A 17,273-nucleotide genomic window follows, 5' to 3' on the forward strand; every position below is an offset into this window, starting at 1 on the left:
GGATGATTCGCTTTGAACAAGTCAGTAAGGCTTATCTCGGCGGTCGGCAAGCGCTGCAGGGGGTAGATTTTCATCTGCGTCCCGGTGAAATGGCGTTTCTGACCGGACATTCCGGGGCAGGTAAAAGTACCTTGCTGAAGCTGATCTGTGGCATTGAGCGCCCGAGCGCCGGGCATATCTGGTTTGGCGGCCACGACATCAGCCGTCTGAAAAGCCGTGAAGTGCCGTTTTTGCGCCGCCAGATCGGGATGATCTTCCAGGATCACCATCTGCTGATGGACCGTTCAGTGTATGACAATGTGGCTATCCCGCTGATCATCGCCGGGGCGAGCGGGGAAGATATCCGCCGCCGCGTGTCGGCCGCGCTGGATAAAGTGGGCCTGCTCGACAAAGCGAAAAGTTTTCCTATCCAGCTGTCCGGCGGTGAGCAGCAGCGCGTGGGCATTGCCCGTGCGGTGGTGAACAAACCGGCGGTGCTGCTGGCGGATGAACCGACCGGTAACCTTGATGAAGCGCTGTCGGCAGGCATTCTGCGCCTGTTCGAAGAGTTTAACCGCGTCGGCGTTACCGTGCTGATGGCGACCCATGATATGGGGCTGATCGGCAGCCGTAACTATCGACTGATGACGCTCAACCAGGGACGTCTGCACGGAGGTCATCGTGGTGAATAAACGTAATCCGCGCCCGGCGGCAGCCAAAGCGGTGAAGCAGAAGCAGCCGTCAAAAAGCAAAGCGCTGAAGGGCGGCTGGCAGGAGCAGTGGCGCTATGCGATGCACGGTTCGCTGTCTGATATGTGGCGCCAGCCGCTGGCGACGCTGCTGACGGTGATGGTTATCGCTATCTCTCTGACGCTGCCGAGCGTCTGCTACATGGTCTGGAAGAACGTTAGCCAGGCCGCAGAGCAGTGGTACCCGGCCCCGCAGCTGACGGTTTACCTCAGCAAAACGCTGGATGACGACGCCGCCGAAAGCGTGGTCGCGCAGCTGAAGAAAGAAGAGGGCGTGGAAAAAGTTAACTATCTGTCGCGTGAAGAGGCGCAGGGCGAGTTCCGTAACTGGTCCGGCTTTGGCGGCGCGATGGATATGCTGGAGCAGAACCCGCTGCCGGCGGTGGCGATTATCACACCGAAGCTCAATTTCCAGAATTCCGACACCATGAACAGCCTGCGCGACCGCGTGTCGAAAGTGCAGGGCATTGATGAAGTGAAGATGGATGACAGCTGGTTTGCCCGCCTTGCGGCGCTGACCGGGCTGGTGGGCCAGGTGGCAGCGATGATTGGCGTCCTGATGATTATCGCGGTGTTCCTGGTGATCGGTAACAGCGTGCGCCTGAGCATCTTTGCGCGGCGCGACACTATCAACGTGCAGAAGCTGATCGGCGCCACCGACGGCTTTATCCTGCGGCCGTTCCTGTACGGCGGCGCGATGCTCGGCTTTGCCGGTGCGCTGCTGTCGCTGGTGCTGTCGCAGGTGCTGGTGCTGCGTCTTGAATCGGTGGTGACGCAGGTGGCTTCGGTGTTTGGCACCACCTTCGCGCTGCATGGCCTGGCGTGGGATGAGAGCCTGCTGCTGCTGTTGATTGCCGCGATGATTGGCTGGATAGCCGCGTGGCTGGCCACGGTGCAACATTTACGTCGATTTACGCCGCAGTAACCCATGTACACGTTTTTTTGATATAATCTTCCTCTGCTGCGTGAACGTTAGCCGCAGAGGAAGTTCATCAAACTGTCACTTCCCCCTGCAATCCTGGCCTCTTGTCCGCACAGCATGCTGTTTGTAAAATATCCACTGCCTGAATTGAACTTGTGGATAACTTTAGCGTCTTAATAAGTAATCGGTAACATCGTTAGCACAGATTGCGTTTGCTTCTGCTGTCCGTTCACGTAGTCTTATGGGCGGTTCACGGAATGACGCGGTAATTTGCTTAACACAGAGAGGGTTTGAATGACCAAAGATATGCAAACTTTAGCTATTGCTCCTTTAGGCAACCTGGATTCTTACATCCGGGCGGCTAATGCCTGGCCTATGCTGACGGCAGAAGAGGAAAAAGCGTTGGCTGAACGGCTGCATTACCAGGGCGATCTGGAAGCAGCAAAAACGCTGATCCTGTCTCACCTGCGCTTTGTTGTTCATGTCGCTCGTAACTATTCCGGTTACGGACTGCCGCAGGCAGACCTTATTCAGGAAGGTAACATCGGCCTGATGAAAGCCGTGCGCCGTTTCAACCCGGAAGTGGGTGTGCGCCTGGTGTCATTCGCCGTTCACTGGATCAAAGCCGAAATTCACGAATACGTGCTGCGTAACTGGCGCATCGTGAAAGTCGCCACCACCAAAGCACAGCGTAAGCTGTTCTTTAACCTGCGTAAAACCAAGCAGCGTTTAGGCTGGTTTAACCAGGACGAAGTGGAAATGGTGGCGCGTGAGCTGGGCGTCAGCAGTAAAGACGTGCGTGAAATGGAGTCGCGTATGGCGGCCCAGGACATGACCTTTGACCCAACGCCGGATGACGAAGGCGAAGGCCGCTCCATGGCGCCAATGCTTTATCTGCAAGATAAATCTTCTGACTTTGCTAACGGCATTGAAGAGGATAACTGGGAAGATCACGCCGCCGATAAGCTGAGCGATGCGATGCAGGGGCTGGATGAACGTAGCCAGCACATCATCCGCGCTCGCTGGCTGGACGATGATAACAAAACCACGCTGCAGGAGCTGGCTGACCAGTATGGCGTTTCCGCCGAGCGCGTGCGCCAGTTGGAAAAGAACGCGATGAAGAAACTGCGTCTGGCTATCGAAGCCTGATTCAGGGTCGGGCATGCCCGACCCTTACGCGCTCAGGGCAACCTGGCTACCGCGAAAAAAACCGCCTTCGGGCGGTTTTTTGTTATTCATTCTTTATCCATCCGCCATCCTGCTGCTCAAATCCCGCTGCCTGCATAAACGCGGCTATCACCTGCTGCGCTGAACTGCCATCCTGACTCATTACCCACTGCGCAACCTGCGGGTTTTGCGCCATCACTTCCTGCACCAGATAGAGACCCACCCCGCGCCGCCGCGTCACCTCGCGTACCTCAAGCTGCTGCATCTCTCCTGCGCTGCCGCTGAGGGTCACGCGCACTGCCGCCAGCAGACGATCGTTAAAACGTGCCGCGTACAGCTGCTTTGCCTCATTCAGTTCGCTTTCCAGCGCCGCGATATTCGCCTGCGGCCAGATTTTTTTTATGTCGCTGCGATCCTGCTCAGACAACTGTTGCAGGCGGATGATAGTCAGTTTCATCAGAATAACCCGGTCATGAGAAAGGCATATTGTAGCGAAGTTGACCATACTATAGCGTGTTAGTTTTTCTGTACGAAAACGAGGCGATGTGCGGGCGTTTCAAATGGTTTACCGAGTAAACCGTTATTCTCTGCGCAGAAAGCCAGCATAATGCGCTGGCTAGTTGGCGAATTTGCCACCGTTGCTGTTAGTGGATTGTCCTGCGGTACCCGCTATTTACTGAATCTGTCAGTTGATTTACAGCAGAATATTCCTGTTTAATAACCTGAAAATTAAAGCCTTATTGATAAAAACTGTCGGGAATTATGCTAACTCGTTCAAAGGCAAAGCGTTTATCGCTATTCACCGACAAATAAATAGCAAGCAATCACAACAGATGGGGTAGTCAGGATGAAGATCAGTAAAGGTAAAGCGCTGTTAGCTGGCTGTATGGCTCTGGCAATGAGCGGTGCAGCAGTAGCAAAAGATATTAAAGTCGCGGTAGTTGGCGCCATGTCCGGCCCGGTTGCCCAGTACGGTGATATGCAGTGGACCGGCGCTCAGCAGGCGATCGCAGACATTAACGCCAAAGGCGGCATTAACGGTGACAAGCTGGTCGCGGTGAAATATGACGACGTGTGCGATCCAAAACAGGCGGTTGCGGTTGCTAACAAAGTGATCAACGACGGCATCCGTTACGTGATCGGCCACCTGTGCTCCTCTTCGACTCAGCCCGCTTCCGACATCTATGAAGATGAAGGCGTGCTGATGATTACGCCAGCAGCAACGGCTCCTGACCTGACTTCCCGCGGCTACAAGCTGATTATGCGCACCACTGGCCTCGACTCTGACCAGGGCCCGACTGCGGCAAAATACATTCTGAATGAAGTGAAACCCCAGCGCATCGCCGTGATCCACGACAAGCAGCAGTACGGTGAAGGCCTGGCGCGCTCCGTGCAGGAGAGCCTGAAAAAAGGCGGCGGCAACGTGGTGATGTTTGAAGGGATCACCGCGGGTGATAAAGACTTCTCTACCCTGGTGGCTCGCCTGAAGAAAGAGAACGTCGACTTTGTCTACTTCGGTGGTTACCACCCGGAAATGGGCCAGATCCTGCGGCAGGCGCGTGCGGCCGGTCTGAAAACGCAGTTCATGGGTCCTGAAGGCGTAGGCAACGCTTCTCTGTCTAATATTGCCGGTGCAGCCTCTGAAGGCATGCTGGTGACGCTGCCAAAACGCTACGACCAGGTTCCGGCTAACAAACCGGTGGTTGACGCGCTGAAAGCGAAAAAACAGGATGCAACCGGTCCCTTCGTCTGGACTACCTATGCCGCACTGCAATCCCTGGCCGCGGGCATGGAGCGCAGCAAGAGTGAAGAGCCAGACGCTATCGTTAAAAACCTGAAAGAGGGTGCGCCGGTGCCAACCGTGATGGGTGACCTGAGCTGGGATCAGAAGGGCGACCTGAAAGGCTTCGAGTTCGGCGTATTTAAATGGCACGCTGATGGTTCATCAACCGCCGTTAAATAAATCGGGCTTTTGGGATAATGACGCCTGGTGATGTATGCCAGGCGTCATTGTCTTCAGTGTGGGTTGATTCGTAAGGTATTAAGGTATGTCCGAGCAGTTTCTCTACTTCCTGCAGCAAATGTTCAACGGCGTCACGTTGGGCAGTACTTATGCGCTGATCGCCATCGGTTACACCATGGTGTACGGCATCATCGGCATGATCAACTTCGCCCACGGTGAAGTGTATATGATCGGCAGCTACGTCTCGTTTATCGTTATTGCGGCGCTGATGATGATGGGCATTGATACCAGCTGGCTGCTGATTGGCTGCGGCTTCGTGGTCGCGGTGGTGATCGCCTCCTGCTACGGCTGGAGCATTGAACGCGTGGCGTATAAGCCCGTGCGTTCCTCTAAACGGCTGATTGCCCTGATCTCGGCGATCGGCATGTCGATATTCCTGCAAAACTACGTCAGCCTGACCCAGGGATCGCGTGACGTGGCGCTGCCAAACCTGGTCACCGGCCAGTGGACGCTGGGCGTCAGCAATGGCTTCGCGGCGACCATATCCACCATGCAGATTGTGATCTGGGTCGTGACGTTCCTGTCGATGCTGGCCCTGACGCTGTTTATCCGCTATTCACGCATGGGCCGCGCCTGCCGCGCCTGCGCGGAAGATCTGAAAATGGCCAGCCTGCTGGGGATTAACACCGACCGCGTGATCTCGCTGACTTTCGTCATTGGTGCAGCGATGGCGGCAGTGGCAGGCGTGCTGCTGGGCCAGTTCTACGGCGTGATCAACCCGTACATCGGCTTTATGGCCGGGATGAAAGCCTTCACCGCGGCCGTTCTCGGCGGTATCGGCAGTATTCCGGGTGCAATGCTGGGCGGTCTGATCCTCGGTATTGCTGAAGCGCTGACCTCGGCGTATCTCAGCACCGAATACAAAGACGTGGTGTCGTTTGCGCTGCTGATTGTGGTGCTGCTGGTGATGCCAACCGGCATTCTCGGCCGCCCGGAGGTTGAGAAAGTATGAAGAAGCTCAACCTGCTTAACGCCCTCGTTTCCTCGCTGATGTTGCTGGTGCTGGCGGCGTTCTTTATGGGGATGCGCCTGAATCTCGACGGCACGCATCTGGTGGTGAACAATGCCGGAAGCGTGCGCTGGAACTGGATTGCGCTCGGCTGCGGCGTGGTGTTCCTGTTCCAGCTGCTGCGCCCGCTGCTGACCAGCGGCCTGAAAAAAGTCTCCGGCCCGGCATTTGTGCTGCCGGGCATTGATGGCTCAACCGTTAAGCAGAAGCTGTTCCTGCTGGTGCTGATCGTCGCGGCGGCGGTGTGGCCATTTCTGGTTTCACGCGGCACGGTGGATATCGCTACCCTGACGCTGATCTACGTGATGCTGGGCCTCGGCCTCAACGTGGTCGTCGGCCTGTCCGGCCTGCTGGTGCTGGGTTACGGCGGCTTCTACGCCATCGGCGCCTATACCTTCGCGCTGCTCAACCACTATTACGGCCTCGGCTTCTGGCAGAGCCTGCCGCTGGCGGGCCTGGTGGCGGCGGCGTTTGGCCTGCTGCTCGGCTTCCCGGTGCTGCGGCTGCGCGGAGACTACCTGGCGATTGTCACGCTCGGCTTCGGCGAGATCGTGCGTATCCTGCTGCTGAACAACACCGAAATCACCGGTGGCCCGAACGGTATCAGCCAGATCCCAAAACCGACCTTCTTTGGCCTGGAGTTTGGCCGCAGCGTGCGCGACGGCGGCTGGGGCACCTTCCACGACTTCTTCGGGCTGAAGTATGACCCAAGCGACCGTATTATTTTCCTCTACCTGGTGGCGCTGCTGCTGGTGGTGATCACCCTGTTTGTGATTAACCGCCTGCTGCGCATGCCGCTGGGCCGCGCGTGGGAAGCGCTGCGTGAAGATGAGATCGCCTGCCGCTCGCTGGGCCTCAGCCCGACGCGCATCAAGCTGACCGCTTTCACCATCAGCGCCGCGTTTGCCGGTTTTGCCGGCTGCCTGTTCGCCGCGCGCCAGGGCTTTGTCAGCCCGGAATCCTTCACCTTTGCCGAATCGGCGTTTGTGCTGGCGATTGTGGTGCTGGGCGGAATGGGGTCGCAGTTTGCAGTGATCCTCGCCGCTATCCTGCTGGTGGTGTCGCGTGAGCTGATGCGCGATCTGAACGAATACAGCATGCTGGTGCTCGGTGGCTTAATGGTATTGATGATGATCTGGCGCCCGCAGGGCTTACTGCCGATGAAGCGCCCGCATCTGAAGTTGAAAAGCGTAGAAAAAGGAGAGCAGGCATGACTCAGCCTTTGTTAGCAGTCAATGGCCTGATGATGCGCTTCGGCGGCCTGCTGGCGGTCAACAATGTTGAACTGGAGCTGCGCCCGCAGGAGATTGTCTCCCTGATTGGCCCTAACGGTGCCGGGAAAACCACGGTGTTTAACTGCCTGACCGGCTTCTACCGCCCGACGGGCGGTTCGATCAAGCTGGGTGACCAGCAGCTGGCGGGCCTGCCGGGGCAGAAGATTGCGCGCATGGGCATTGTGCGTACTTTCCAGCACGTGCGCCTGTTCCGCGAAATGACGGTGATTGAGAACCTGCTGGTGGCCCAGCATCAGCACCTGAAAAGCGGCGTCTTCTCCGGCCTGCTGAAAACCCCGGCCTTCCGTAAAGCGGAAAGCGAAGCGCTGGATCGTGCGGCAACCTGGCTGGAACGCGTCGGCCTGCTCTCCCTGGCCAATCGCCAGGCGGGTAATCTTGCCTATGGCCAGCAGCGCCGCCTGGAGATCGCCCGCTGCATGGTGACCCGCCCGGAAATCCTGATGCTGGATGAACCGGCGGCCGGTCTGAACCCGAAAGAGACGCACGAGCTGGATGAACTGATCGCCGAGCTACGCAGTCAGCACAACGTCTCGGTACTGTTGATTGAGCATGATATGAAACTGGTAATGGGCATTTCCGACCGCATTTACGTGGTCAATCAGGGTACGCCGTTGGCAAACGGCACGCCAGACGAGATCCGCAACAACCCGGATGTGATCCGCGCTTACCTTGGGGAGGCCTAAGATGACTCAGGCTATGCTATCCCTGAATAACGTCAGTGCGCACTACGGTAAAATCCAGGCGCTGCACAACGTCAGTCTGCACATCAATCAGGGCGAAATCGTTACCCTGATTGGCGCCAACGGGGCGGGTAAAACCACCATCCTCGGCACGCTGTGCGGGGAACCTCGCGCCAGCGAAGGCTCGATTGTCTTCGACGGCAAGGCGATCACCGACTGGCAGACGGCGCGTATTATGCGTGAAGCGATTGCCATCGTGCCGGAGGGCCGCCGCGTCTTCTCACGCATGTCGGTAGAGGAGAACCTGGCGATGGGCGGCTTCTTTGCCGAGCGCCAGCAGTATCAGCAGCGTATCAAGCGCGTGTACGAGCTGTTCCCGCGCCTGTATGAGCGCCGCGTGCAGCGCGCCGGCACCATGTCCGGTGGCGAGCAGCAGATGCTGGCGATTGGCCGTGCGCTGATGAGCCAGCCGCGCCTGCTGCTGCTGGATGAGCCGTCGCTCGGCCTGGCCCCGATTATCATCCAGCAGATCTTCGACACCATTGAGCAGCTGCGTCAGGAAGGCATGACGATTTTCCTCGTCGAGCAGAATGCCAACCAGGCGCTCAAGCTGGCCGACCGTGGCTATGTGCTCGAAAACGGTCACGTGGTGCTGGAAGATAGCGGTGCTGCGCTGCTGGCGAATGAAGCGGTAAGAAGCGCCTATCTGGGCGGTTAAATCCGGATCGGGCATGCCCGATCCCTACGAATAACGTAGGGGCGAGGCATGCCTCGCCCGTTTCGAACCCTCTGTCACCTTGCTGTCACCCCTCCGTCATAACGCCGTTATTTTTCTGTCATTTTTGCGTGTCATGTTACCTCCCGACTACAACAATGCGCGATAGCGCGCTTTACAACACCGGGCACAGGTAATCGACATGTCATCATTCGCATTTCGCCGTAACGCAGTAAGCGTGGTACTGGGACTGACTCTGAGCGCGAATGCGCTGGCCGCCACCGAAATCCCTTTCTGGCACTCAATGGAAGGCGAGCTGGGCGTGGAAGTGAACTCGCTGGCGACGCGCTTCAACGCTGAACACCCCGATTACAAAATCGTGCCGACCTATAAAGGCAACTACGAGCAGAGCCTGGCCGCCGGGATTGCTGCGGTGCGCACCGGTAAAGCGCCGGCGATTTTGCAGGTGTATGAAGTCGGTACGGCAACCATGATGTCGTCAAAGGCGATCGTGCCGGTGAATGAAGTGTTTAAAACGGCCGGGATCGCGATGGATGCCCAGCAGTTCGTTCCGGCGGTGGCAGGTTACTACAGCGACGCAAAAGGTCAGCTGATCTCCCAGCCGTTTAACAGCTCCACCCCGGTGCTGTACTACAACAAAGACGCGTTTAAAAAAGCCGGATTGGACCCGGAGCAGCCGCCAAAAACCTGGCAGGAACTGGCGAAAGATACCGCCGCCCTGCGTAAAGCGGGCATGAGCTGCGGCTATGCCAGCGGCTGGCAGGGCTGGATCCAGATTGAGAACTTCAGCGCCTGGCACGGTCTGCCGGTCGCCAGCAAAAACAACGGCTTCGACGGCACCGATGCGGTACTGGAGTTCAACAAGCCGGTGCAGGTGCGCCACATCCAGATGCTGGAAGATCTCAACAAAAAAGGCGATTTCACCTACTTCGGGCGTAAAGATGAACCCACCGCCAAGTTCTATAACGGCGACTGTGGCATCACCACCGCCTCTTCCGGCTCGCTGGCCGACATTCGCAAATACGCCAAATTCAACTTCGGCGTTGGCATGATGCCGTATGACGAGACCGTGCCGAACGCGCCGCAGAACGCCATCATCGGCGGTGCCAGCCTGTGGGTAATGAAAGGCAAAGATGCCGATACCTACAAGGGCGTGGCCGAGTTTATGCAGTTCCTGGCAAAACCAGAAATTGCCGCCGAATGGCACCAGAAAACCGGCTACCTGCCTATCACCACTGCCGCTTATCAGCTCACCAAACAGCAGGGCTTCTACGACAAAAATCCCGGCGCGGATATCGCCACCCGCCAGATGCTGAACAAAGATCCGCTGCCGTTTACCAAAGGAATGCGCCTCGGCAATATGCCGCAGATCCGTACCATCGTCGACGAAGAGCTGGAAGGCGTATGGACCGGGAAGCAGTCACCGCAGGCGGCACTGGATAGCGCCGTGAAGCGCGGTAACGAACTGCTGCGCCGTTTCGAACAGCAAACCCGTTAGGGTAAGCCGTAGGGGCGGATTAACAATCCGCTCGCCATGAGAAAAGTGAGGAGGGGCGGATCGACGATGCGCCCGCCCGGGCCGACCAGAACCACCGTTGGCCGCTACGCATTGAGATGAGATGGTTGCCATGTCCCAACCCCGCCCCGTATTCCGCACCAGCGCGCTGCCCTATCTGCTCATGCTGCCGCAGCTGCTGATCACCGCCATCTTCTTTATCTGGCCCGCTGGCGAAGCGCTCTGGTACTCGTTGCAGAGTATCGACCCGTTTGGCATCTCCAGCACTTTCGTCGGGCTGGATAACTTTAAACGGCTGTTTGCCGATAGCTACTACCTCGACTCTTTCTGGACCACGCTGAAGTTCAGCGGTCTGGTCACCGTTTTTGGCATGACGTTCTCGCTGCTGCTGGCGGCGCTGGTGGACTACGTTGTCCGCCTGAAAAAGCTCTATCAGACGCTGCTGCTGCTGCCCTACGCAGTCGCCCCGGTGGTGGCTGCCGTGCTGTGGATGTTCCTGTTTAACCCGGGCCTTGGCCTGTTCAGCCACCTGCTGAACCAGTGGGGCTACAGCTGGAACTACGCGCAGAACAGCGGCCAGGCGATGTTTCTCATCGTACTGGCCTCAATCTGGCAGCAGATGAGCTACAACTTCCTGTTCTTCTTTGCCGCGCTACAGTCGATCCCGAAATCGCTGGTGGAAGCCGCCGCCATTGACGGGGCCGGTCCGGTGCGCCGCTTCTTCAGCCTGGCGCTGCCGCTGATCACCCCGGTCAGCTTCTTCCTGCTGGTGGTGAACCTGGTGTATGCCTTCTTCGATACCTTCCCGGTGATCGACGCTGCCACCGGCGGCGGCCCGGTGCAGGCCACCACGACGCTTATCTATAAAATCTATCGCGAAGGCTTTGCCGGTCTGGATCTCTCCTCCTCGGCTGCACAGTCGGTGGTACTGATGCTGCTGGTGATTGGCCTGACCGTGATCCAGTTCCGCTTCGTCGAACGCAAGGTGCGCTACCAATGATTGAAAACCGACGCGGGCTGGATATCTTCAGCCATACGCTACTGATCCTCGGCATCCTGACCATTCTGTTCCCGCTGTACGTGGCGTTTGTCGCCGCGACGCTGGATAACAAGGCGGTGTATCAGGTGCCGATGACGCTAATCCCCGGCAGCCATCTGTGGGAGAACGTGCGCAATATCTGGCTCAACGGAGTGAACGGCAGCGGCCCGGCCTTCAGCCTGATGATGCTCAACAGCCTGATTATGGCGCTGTGCATTACGGTGGGGAAAATCAGCGTGTCGATGCTGTCGGCGTTTGCGCTGGTTTGGTACCGCTTCCCGCTGCGCAATCTGTTCTTCTGGATGATCTTTATCACTCTGATGCTGCCGGTTGAGGTGCGTATTTTCCCCACGGTGCAGGTGATTGCCGACCTGAACCTGCTCGACAGCTACAGCGGGTTAACCCTGCCGCTGATGGCTTCCGCCACCGCCACCTTCCTGTTTCGCCAGTTCTTTATGTCGCTGCCGGATGAGCTGATGGAGGCGGCGCGCATTGACGGTGCCAGCCCAATGCGCTTCTTCCGCGATATCGTGCTGCCGCTGTCGAAAACCAATCTGGCGGCGCTGTTCGTGATTACCTTTATCTATGGCTGGAACCAGTACCTGTGGCCGCTGCTCATCATCAATGATGCTTCGCTCGGTACGGCGGTCGCGGGGATCAAAAGCATGATCTCCACCAGCGGATCCCCCACCCAGTGGAATGAAGTGATGGCGGCGATGCTGCTGACGCTGATCCCGCCGGTGGTGATTGTTTTAGTGATGCAGCGCGCCTTTGTGCGCGGTCTGGTTGAGAGCGAGAAATAGTGATGGCAGGTGTACGACTTCAGGCAGTAACCAAATCCTACGACGGTAAAAACCAGATTATTCAGCCGCTGGACGTGTCGATCCGCGATGGTGAGTTTATGGTAATGGTCGGGCCATCCGGCTGTGGAAAATCCACGCTGCTGCGCATGGTGGCCGGGCTGGAGCGGGTCACCAGCGGCGATATCTGGATTGATACGCGGCGCGTGACCGAAGAGGAGCCGAAGGATCGCGGCATTGCCATGGTGTTCCAGAACTATGCTCTCTACCCGCATATGAGCGTGGAGGAGAACATGGCGTGGGGCCTGAAAATTCGCGGCATGGGCAAAGAGCAGATCCGCCAGCGGGTGCTGGAGGCGGCGCGCAGCCTGGAACTGGAAGCGCTGCTTAAGCGCCGCCCGCGTGAACTGTCCGGCGGCCAGCGGCAGCGCGTGGCGATGGGGCGCGCCATTGTGCGTGAGCCCGCGCTGTTCCTGTTCGATGAGCCGCTGTCGAACCTTGATGCCCGCCTGCGCGTGCAGATGCGCCTTGAGCTGCAGCAGTTACACCGCCGCCTGAACACCACCAGCCTGTACGTGACGCACGATCAGGTCGAGGCGATGACGCTGGCGCAGCGCGTGATGGTGATGAACAAAGGCGTGCTGGAGCAGCTCGGCACCCCGGAGGAGATTTACCAGCGCCCGGCCACGCGTTTCGTCGCCAGCTTTATTGGCGCCCCGGCGATGAACCTGCTGGACGGCCAGCTCAATGATGACGGCTCGCGCTTTATCCTCGCGGATACCCTGGCGCTGCCGCTGAGGGCGCCGAAGGCAAAATGGGCCGCGCGCACGTTGACGCTGGGCATCCGTCCGGAGCATATTGAGCTCTCCTCTCAGCAGGACGGCGGCATTCCGCTGGTGGTGGAGACGCTGGAGATGCTGGGGGCCGACAATCTCGCCCACGGGCACTGGGGAAAAAATAAGCTGGTGGTGCGCCTGCCGCACTCGGTGCGCCCGCAGATGGGCAGCACGCTGTGGTTGCAGCTTCCCGCTGCCGCGCTACACTTTTTTGACCATAACGGACAACGGACCGAATAATGACCCACAGCTGGCCATATCCGCCGATCGTCGCCCATCGCGGCGGCGGGAAACTGGCACCGGAAAATACCCTTGCCGCCATTGATGTTGGCGCGCAGCACGGGCATCGCATGATTGAGTTTGACGCCAAACTGTCGCAGGACGGCGCCATCTTCCTGCTGCACGATGACACTCTGGACCGCACCAGCAACGGCTGGGGCGTGGCGGGCGATCAGCCGTGGGACAAGCTGGTAACGCTGGATGCCGGCGGCTGGTTTGGCAGCGCCTTCAGCGATGAACGCCTGCCGCTGCTGGCGGAAGTCGCCGCCCGCTGTCGCCAGCATCGCCTGATGGCCAATATCGAAATTAAGCCGACTCACGGAGCGGAGGTGGCAACCGGGCGCGCTATCGCGCTGGCCGCCCGCGTGATGTGGCAGGGCCAGGTCGCGCCGCTGCTGTCGTCGTTCTCGTACTCTGCGCTGGAAGCGGCACAGCAGGCGGCCCCGGAGCTGCCGCGCGGGCTGCTGCTCGACAGCTGGGATGAGAACTGGCAGGCGATGACGCGCGCGTTAGGCTGCGTGTCGATCCATCTGAATCACAAAGTGCTCGACCCGGAGCGCGTGGCGCTGCTGAAGCAGGCCGGGCTGCGTATTCTGGTGTATACGGTGAATAAGCCAGAGCGTGCGCGGGAGTTACTACAGTGGGGCGTGGATGCGGTCTGCACCGACCGCATTGATATTATCGGGCCGGATTTTCGTTAATTAAACCGCGATCGCCTGGTGATAACGGGCGGACCCAAACTGCGGTCCGCCCCTACTGTAGGGGCCGACCTTTTTTCCCGGTCGGCCCTTAGGTTGGCCGGATTAATTCTGCTGGGTCTGCTGCAGCTGACCGTTGTTATTGGTGCGCTGCGTGGCACTGTCGCGCTGCTCCTGAATTTTTCGCTGTAAATCCTGCTGCTGACGCTGCTGATCCTGTTGCAGCTTCAGCTTCTGCTGCGACTGCTGATTCTGCATGTTTTGCTGTAAGCGCTGCGTGCTCGGATTGTAGTTTGAAGACTGCGGGTTATTCGGATTATTGTTGTTGCTGTTATTCAACATGTTCGCCATGCCGCTCAGCGGCAGCAGGGCAGCAAAAACAACCAGCCATTTGGTTTTCATTTTCATGTTACGTCCTCCGTGTTCCTGCCATAAGTCTATGTTATCTGCCAGGCCTGTACCCCAGGAGTGCTCCTGAATTGCGCTATCGTTCGCCTTTTGCGCAATTTTGTGCATATTTATCAATGGCAAACACAACGTAAATAAACTTAAAGGATGTAACAATGATAACAAAAGGTACTGTGCAGCGCCTGTCGTGGTCGCTGTTAGCCGCTTTACTGGTGTGGCAGGGGGCGGGTGCCGCTCCAGCCGCACCGCCGGTCTCCTATGGCGTAGGCGCGGATACTTTCCATCCGGTCACGGCTCAGCACGGCATGGTCGCCTCGGTGGATGCCACCGCAACGGAAGTGGGGGTGAAAATTCTTCAGCAGGGCGGTAACGCGGTGGATGCCGCGGTCGCCGTGGGTTATGCGCTGGCGGTGACGCATCCACAGGCCGGTAATCTCGGTGGCGGCGGCTTTATGCTGTTGCGCACCGCCTCCGGCCAGACTACCTCGATTGATTTTCGCGAAATGGCCCCGGTGCGCGCCAGCCGCGATATGTTCCTTGACGCTGCAGGTAATGCCGACAGCAAAAAATCGCTGATCTCCCACCTGGCGTCCGGCGTTCCCGGAACCGTGGCGGGCTTTGCGCTGGCGAATAAAAAGTACGGCACGCTGCCGCTCAGCACGCTGATCCAACCGGCGCTGGAGCTGGCGCGCAAGGGCATTGTGGTTAACGAAGCGCTGGCCGATGACCTGAAGATCTACGGCAGTGAGGTTCTGCCAGCCCACCCGAACAGTAAAGCGATCTTCTACAAAGCCGACGGCAAGCCGTACCAGCAGGGCGATAAGCTGGTGCAGCGCAACCTGGCACACAGCCTGGAGCTGATTGCGAAGCAGGGGCCGGATGCGTTCTACAAAGGGCAGATTGCCGATGAGATCGCCTCTGAGATGGCGCAGCACGGCGGGCTGATCGACAAGCGCGACCTCGCCAACTATCGGGCAATTGAGCGCAAGCCGGTGAGCGGCAGCTACCGCGGCTATGAGGTCTTCTCCATGCCACCGCCATCCTCCGGCGGTATTCATATCGTGCAGATCCTCAATATCCTGGAAAACTTCGATCTGGCAAAAATGGGCTTTGGCAGCGCTGATGCCATGCAGGTGACGGCCGAGGCGGAGAAATATGCCTATGCCGACCGCTCGGAATATCTCGGCGATCCAGATTTCGTTAAGGTGCCGTGGCAGGCGCTGACCAGCAAAGCCTACGCCAAATCACTGGCCGAACAGATCGATGTGGCCAAAGCGCGGCCGTCATCCGAGATCAAACCGGGCAAGCTGGCGCCCTATGAAAGTAATCAAACCACGCATTTCTCGGTGGTGGATAAAGACGGCAATGCGGTCGCGGTGACCTACACGCTGAACACCACCTTTGGCAGCGGTATTGTGGCCGGCAACAGCGGCATTCTGATGAATAACGAGATGGATGACTTCTCCGCCAAGCCGGGCACGCCCAACGTTTACGGTCTGGTCGGCGGGGAAGCGAATGCGGTGCAGCCGTATAAGCGCCCACTGTCGTCAATGTCGCCGACTATCGTTGCGAAAGACGGTAAAACCTGGCTGGTGACGGGTAGCCCGGGCGGCAGCCGTATTATCACTACCGTACTGCAAATGGTGGTGAACAGCGTTGATTTCGGGATGAACGTGGCTGAAGCCACTAACGCGCCGCGCTTCCACCATCAGTGGCTGCCCGACCAGCTGCGCGTCGAGAAGGGCTTCAGCCCGGATACGCTGAAGCTGCTGGGTGAGAAGGGGCAGAATGTGAAGGTGATGCCTGCGATGGGTAGCACACAGAGCATTATGCTGGGGCCGGACGGTATGCGTTACGGTGCGTCCGATCCGCGCACCATCGATGATCTAACCGCCGGGTATTGATGCGATGCGGGCGAGGCCGATCTGAGGTAGGGGGCGACCCTTTTTTCCAGTCGCCCCGTGCCGGTGATGTCCCACAAGAGCATTACGCTTCCCGTTTCTGCTGGTGCTCTTGCAGCCGTTGATTAAACAGCTTCGGAGCCCAACTCTCGCGCAGTGCCTGCAGCAGCAGCGACTGCTGAGTCTGAGGTACCAGCCCCCCCACCGGCGGGTCGGTATCCAGATTGGTTGGGAACGAATAGCCCTCCGCCGCCGCGGCAATCACCGCATTGATCCGCTCCTCAGACATTCTGCGCAGGCGCAGCGCCGGGTAAATATGCTGTAACACCTTAATATGGTTCACTTTCTCCATCGTTTTGCCAAAGGATGAAGAGACCTGCAGCAGGTTTGCGGTGCGGATATGGTCGTGGGTATGGTTACTGCCCGCCGCATGGAACAGCGCCGGATTGAAGAACAGCCCGTCCCCCTTCTCCAGCGGCAGCTGGATGGCATTGCGCTGGAAATAGTCGATAAACTTCTCATCGCGCCAGGCCAGATAGCCCGCCTGATACTGATGCGACCACGGCAGCAGCTGCGTCGGGCCGGACTCCACCGGCATATCGCTGTGTGCCACCGCGCCCTGAAGCGTCAGGTACTGCGAGAGGATCTGCAGCGGCAGTGGGAAGCGTTCCACCACCTCATTGCTTTGAAAGCCGAGATGATAATCACGGTGCGGCTGCTGGGCTTTGCCGCCGGGGCGCACCTGATTGACCTGCGCGGTCATCTCATAACCCGGGCCGACCCAGCTTTCGCAGATCAGCGCCAGCAGCGGGTTACAGTAGTAGTCAATAAACGCATCGGCATCGCGCTCGGCGACTTTCTGCAGAGCATTCCAGATGCGCCCGTTATTGCCTGCCGCCGCAAAATGGTCCCCGCCGCTGCCGCTTTCAGACTCACTGAGCAGGATCTGCTCGAACAGCGCGCTGTTGCGATCCACCGTCGGGAGATCGCTGAACAGCCCTTTAACCACGAAGACGCCCGGCCCGGAGGACAGGGCGCGGTGCAGTTCGCTCAGCACCGTTTGCCGGTGCTCGGCGGCGGCTTTGGTCAAATCCTCGCGCTGGTAGATCAGCACATCCAGCTCGGCCTTCCGCGCCAGCGGGAAATCTTTCAGCGGGGTGGTCTGCTCGCAGACAATGGCGAAATCATCGACCGATAACTGTTCTTTAGTCAGATAGAGACTGTTCATCACGGGTT

Annotated in this window: 17 protein-coding genes; 14 read left to right on the forward strand and 3 right to left on the reverse strand. The window is 58.5% G+C overall.

Going from position 1 to position 17,273, the window contains the following annotated elements; genetic code table 11:
- Window positions 1-2: 2 nt before the first annotated feature.
- From ftsE to rpoH, 3 genes are all read left to right on the forward strand, one after another.
- Window positions 3-671 carry a cell division ATP-binding protein FtsE gene (ftsE, locus tag ID864_RS19470; RefSeq protein ID WP_048917741.1) on the forward strand — a complete coding sequence of 223 codons (669 nt, stop codon included), beginning with the start codon at window positions 3-5 and terminating at the stop codon, window positions 669-671.
- Window positions 661-1,653, forward strand: a complete 993-nt coding sequence (gene ftsX / locus ID864_RS19475) for a permease-like cell division protein FtsX (protein ID WP_048917740.1) — start codon at window positions 661-663, stop codon at window positions 1,651-1,653. The genes ftsE and ftsX overlap by 11 nt, the downstream gene beginning before the upstream one ends.
- Before the next feature lie 291 nt (window positions 1,654-1,944).
- Entirely contained in the window at window positions 1,945-2,799 is an 855-nt protein-coding gene (gene rpoH, locus ID864_RS19480) for an RNA polymerase sigma factor RpoH (protein ID WP_048917739.1), read from the forward strand.
- An 82-nt stretch (window positions 2,800-2,881) separates the two neighbouring features.
- On the opposite strand, the gene panM is transcribed toward rpoH, so the two are convergent.
- On the reverse strand, window positions 2,882-3,274 hold the full coding sequence (gene panM / locus ID864_RS19485) for an aspartate 1-decarboxylase autocleavage activator PanM (protein ID WP_048917738.1): 393 nt from the start codon (window positions 3,272-3,274) through the stop codon (window positions 2,882-2,884).
- A gap of 390 nt (window positions 3,275-3,664) precedes the next feature.
- Between panM and ID864_RS19490 the strand changes: the two genes are divergently transcribed.
- The 10 genes from ID864_RS19490 to ugpQ all read left to right on the forward strand — a co-directional run bounded on the left by ID864_RS19490 (window position 3,665) and on the right by ugpQ (window position 13,731).
- Window positions 3,665-4,780, forward strand: a complete 1,116-nt coding sequence (locus tag ID864_RS19490) for a branched-chain amino acid ABC transporter substrate-binding protein (RefSeq protein ID WP_048917737.1) — start codon at window positions 3,665-3,667, stop codon at window positions 4,778-4,780.
- Window positions 4,781-4,865: 85 nt separating this feature from the next.
- Window positions 4,866-5,792, forward strand: coding sequence for a high-affinity branched-chain amino acid ABC transporter permease LivH (livH, locus tag ID864_RS19495; protein ID WP_048917736.1), 927 nt, complete (start codon window positions 4,866-4,868; stop codon window positions 5,790-5,792).
- The gene (locus tag ID864_RS19500; RefSeq protein ID WP_048917735.1) at window positions 5,789-7,063 is read left to right on the forward strand and encodes a high-affinity branched-chain amino acid ABC transporter permease LivM; all 1,275 of its coding nucleotides are present in this window, start codon (window positions 5,789-5,791) and stop codon (window positions 7,061-7,063) included. Before livH ends, ID864_RS19500 begins: the two co-directional genes overlap by 4 nt.
- Window positions 7,060-7,827 (forward strand): high-affinity branched-chain amino acid ABC transporter ATP-binding protein LivG, encoded by a 768-nt coding sequence (gene livG / locus ID864_RS19505; protein WP_048917734.1) that lies wholly within the window; start codon window positions 7,060-7,062, stop codon window positions 7,825-7,827. The genes ID864_RS19500 and livG overlap by 4 nt, the downstream gene beginning before the upstream one ends.
- Window position 7,828: 1 nt before the next feature.
- Window positions 7,829-8,542, forward strand: a complete 714-nt coding sequence (gene livF / locus ID864_RS19510; protein WP_048917733.1) for a high-affinity branched-chain amino acid ABC transporter ATP-binding protein LivF — start codon at window positions 7,829-7,831, stop codon at window positions 8,540-8,542.
- A 199-nt stretch (window positions 8,543-8,741) separates the two neighbouring features.
- Window positions 8,742-10,058 carry a sn-glycerol-3-phosphate ABC transporter substrate-binding protein UgpB gene (gene ugpB / locus ID864_RS19515; protein ID WP_099754384.1) on the forward strand — a complete coding sequence of 439 codons (1,317 nt, stop codon included), beginning with the start codon at window positions 8,742-8,744 and terminating at the stop codon, window positions 10,056-10,058.
- 130 nt (window positions 10,059-10,188) lie between these two features.
- Entirely contained in the window at window positions 10,189-11,076 is an 888-nt protein-coding gene (ugpA, locus tag ID864_RS19520) for a sn-glycerol-3-phosphate ABC transporter permease UgpA (RefSeq protein ID WP_048917760.1), read from the forward strand.
- Window positions 11,073-11,918, forward strand: coding sequence for a sn-glycerol-3-phosphate ABC transporter permease UgpE (gene ugpE / locus ID864_RS19525; protein ID WP_048917731.1), 846 nt, complete (start codon window positions 11,073-11,075; stop codon window positions 11,916-11,918). The genes ugpA and ugpE overlap by 4 nt, the downstream gene beginning before the upstream one ends.
- Before the next feature lie 2 nt (window positions 11,919-11,920).
- Window positions 11,921-12,991, forward strand: a complete 1,071-nt coding sequence (locus ID864_RS19530) for a sn-glycerol-3-phosphate import ATP-binding protein UgpC (RefSeq protein ID WP_048917730.1) — start codon at window positions 11,921-11,923, stop codon at window positions 12,989-12,991.
- Complete coding sequence (gene ugpQ / locus ID864_RS19535; protein WP_191150245.1) at window positions 12,991-13,731, forward strand: glycerophosphodiester phosphodiesterase; 741 nt, start codon at window positions 12,991-12,993, stop codon at window positions 13,729-13,731. Before ID864_RS19530 ends, ugpQ begins: the two co-directional genes overlap by 1 nt.
- 102 nt (window positions 13,732-13,833) lie before the next feature.
- On the opposite strand, the gene ID864_RS19540 is transcribed toward ugpQ, so the two are convergent.
- Entirely contained in the window at window positions 13,834-14,130 is a 297-nt protein-coding gene (locus ID864_RS19540) for a DUF2756 domain-containing protein (RefSeq protein ID WP_048917759.1), read from the reverse strand.
- 161 nt (window positions 14,131-14,291) lie between these two features.
- Between ID864_RS19540 and ggt the strand changes: the two genes are divergently transcribed.
- Window positions 14,292-16,040, forward strand: coding sequence for a gamma-glutamyltransferase (gene ggt, locus ID864_RS19545; protein WP_191150246.1), 1,749 nt, complete (start codon window positions 14,292-14,294; stop codon window positions 16,038-16,040).
- An 82-nt stretch (window positions 16,041-16,122) separates the two neighbouring features.
- Here ggt and ID864_RS19550 read toward each other — a convergent pair whose 3' ends face one another.
- Window positions 16,123-17,265, reverse strand: a complete 1,143-nt coding sequence (locus tag ID864_RS19550) for a phytanoyl-CoA dioxygenase family protein (protein ID WP_048917727.1) — start codon at window positions 17,263-17,265, stop codon at window positions 16,123-16,125.
- Window positions 17,266-17,273: the final 8 nt, after the last annotated feature.

Origin of the sequence: Erwinia aphidicola (genome assembly GCF_014773485.1) — a bacterium.
GTDB lineage: Bacteria > Pseudomonadota > Gammaproteobacteria > Enterobacterales > Enterobacteriaceae > Erwinia > Erwinia aphidicola.